Consider the following 1,710-nt stretch of genomic DNA (forward strand, 5'->3'; position numbering starts at 1 on the left):
ATTAGATTGTCCTGGTTTTAGCATACTTAAGACCTCCTCTTATAGCAATCAATAGGTCCTCTGAATTACACGAATTGCCGGTCGGTATTTGGCAATTAGTACCATCACTCCATTCAGGCAGTCTGGGGGTATTCCAGTGCCAGCCCGGCCGCTTGCCAGGCGTCGATGCCGCCATGCAACGGCCTGACATTGCTGAACCCGGCCGCCATCAGGCGCTTGGCCACCAGGGCTGCAGAAGCATCGTTGGGGCAAGCGCAATAAACGACCACGGCGACATCGTGCGGGATATCAAGCGATGCACGGGTACGGTCCAGGTCCGACCAGACCAGCGCTCCCGGAATAATGCCGCCACCGGCACGCGCCAGCTCCGTGCGCACGTCCAGGATGACGGCAGGCTTGTTCTGCTGCGTGAGCTGCAGCAGCTCCTGCGGTGAAATGCGGGCCATGCGCAGCTGCCGATAAAAGCGCTGCCGCTGCCACCATTTGTGCAACAGAAAGAGCGCAAATGCAGCCAGCAGCACCATCAGCCCGATGYGTCCCATCTGCTCGAAAATGGCCAGCACGTCGGCCACCGCGTCATGAAAAATCATGCCGATCCCCACGCCGGCACCGGCGTAAAGCGTTGCGCCCAGCGCATCAAAAACCAGAAAGCGGCCGAAGGGAATGCCGGTGCGTCCGGCCAGCGCTGTGGCGAGCGAAGCAAACCCGGGAATGAACTTCGCCAGGATGAGCGACTTGACACCCCAGCGCGTGAAGATGGATTCGGTTTGCCGCACGCAGGAGTCGGGCGACAGGGAAATGCGGCACAGCGTTTTGAGCACGCGGCTGCCGTAGCGGTGACCGGCCCAGTACCAGACGCTGTCCGCGGCCAGGCAAGCCAGGACGGCGGTGAAGATAAGGCCTGCCGCGGAGTATTGGCCGTTAAAGCTCAATGCGCCGGTGAGGATCAATACCGGATAGGCCGGGATCGGCAAGCCGAGCTGTTCCAGCCCGACATTCAGGAAAACGGCGGCGAGCCCGTAGTGCTCGAGCCACACAATGATCTGTTCCATGGAGTCGCGTTACTTTCTGCGGGGGTCGTTGCGGTCTGCAAAGCCGTTTGGCCCCGCTTTTGTTGCCCGTTCATGCAATGTAGACGGCCGCGGCTCAGCGGTAAATGGTGGCCCGGCCAATGTTCTTTTTCCATGGGGAGAACAATTCGGACAATTTGGTTTATTTGGGCTGATTTTGAGGGCGGCGCCCGGCGCCTGCGCTACCATGAACCCTTCCCCCGTTCACGTGACTCAGAGAGCGACTACCGATTGAAATACCTTGTGGCTGTCCGGGCCCTGTGCGAGTTCACGGCCAAGCATGGCGACCTGGACCTGCGCTTTACGCCGTCACCCTCCGCACTGGAAGGCATGGCCGGGCACGCCATGGTGGCATCGCGCCGTGCAGACTCCTCAGAGTCCTATCAGGCCGAAGTCAGCCTGGAGGGCGAGTACAAGACCCTGAAGGTGCGCGGCCGTGCCGACGGCTACGACCCTGAACGCAACCAGCTTGAAGAGGTCAAAACTTTCCGGGGCGACCTGCACGCCATGGCCGACAACCGCCGGCACCTGCACTGGGCACAGCTGAAGATTTACGGCTGGCTGCTTTGCGAAGCCAAAAAGCTGCAGGACGTCAACCTGACACTGGTGTACTTTGACGTGGCCAGCACACAGGAAACAC

General features: G+C 60.4%; 1 protein-coding gene and 1 pseudogene. One reads left to right on the forward strand and one right to left on the reverse strand.

Going from position 1 to position 1,710, the window contains the following annotated elements; all coding sequences use genetic code 11:
• Positions 1-113: 113 nt before the first annotated feature.
• Positions 114-1,052: a DedA family protein/thiosulfate sulfurtransferase GlpE gene (locus tag AC1D1P_RS22565; protein WP_477674528.1), complete on the reverse strand. Its 939-nt coding sequence runs from the start codon at positions 1,050-1,052 to the stop codon at positions 114-116.
• Between the two features lie 249 nt (positions 1,053-1,301).
• Here AC1D1P_RS22565 and AC1D1P_RS22570 point away from each other — a divergent pair.
• Positions 1,302-1,710: pseudogene (locus AC1D1P_RS22570) on the forward strand (ATP-dependent DNA helicase); the annotation flags it as partial.

The sequence above is a fragment of the Polaromonas sp. P1_E1_2 genome (assembly GCF_056406035.1).